We start from the raw sequence: 598 nt of genomic DNA, 5'->3' as shown, positions 1-598 counted from the left end.
TATCTTTAAGCTTACAACCTGTTAGATAAATCATACGTTTAGCAAGATCTACGATTTTGACAGGCTCTCCCATATCTAATACGAATACTTCACCACCTGTCGCCATCGCGCCCGCTTGAATCACCAAACTTGCCGCTTCAGGAATGGTCATAAAGTAACGAGTTAAATCTGGGTGAGTCACTGTAATCGGACCGCCCTGCTCAATTTGTTTGGTAAATAATGGAATTACCGACCCTGAAGAACCAAGTACATTTCCAAAACGCACCATACTAAAGCAGGTTTTACTATTAACTTGACTCAACCCTTGGCACACAAGCTCAGCTAGGCGTTTAGACGCACCCATAATATTAGTAGGTCTTACAGCTTTATCAGTAGAGATAAGCACAAAAGTCTCAACTTTGGCTTGCAATGCTGCATAAGCGCAGTGATAAGTCCCTTTAGAATTATTGATGACACCTTCAAAAGGATTGTGCTCAACAATAGGTACGTGCTTATATGCAGCAGCGTGATATACCGTATGAATCTTGTACTTTTTAAAGACTCTAATAAGTTTGTCTTCATTGGTCACATTGCCAATCATGGCAATGATTTGAATATC

At 40.3% G+C, this 598-nt stretch carries 1 protein-coding gene; it reads right to left on the bottom strand.

Annotation, left to right across the window (positions count from 1 at the left end; translation table 11 throughout):
* On the bottom strand, window positions 1-598 hold a 598-nt coding region (locus tag ACS8FD_RS22590), incomplete at both ends, for a polysaccharide biosynthesis protein (protein WP_439277508.1).

Source organism: Psychrobacter sp. 1U2, assembly GCF_051847575.1.
The sequence above is the reverse complement of the archived record's forward strand: the minus strand, read 5'-3'. Positions and strand labels throughout refer to the sequence as shown.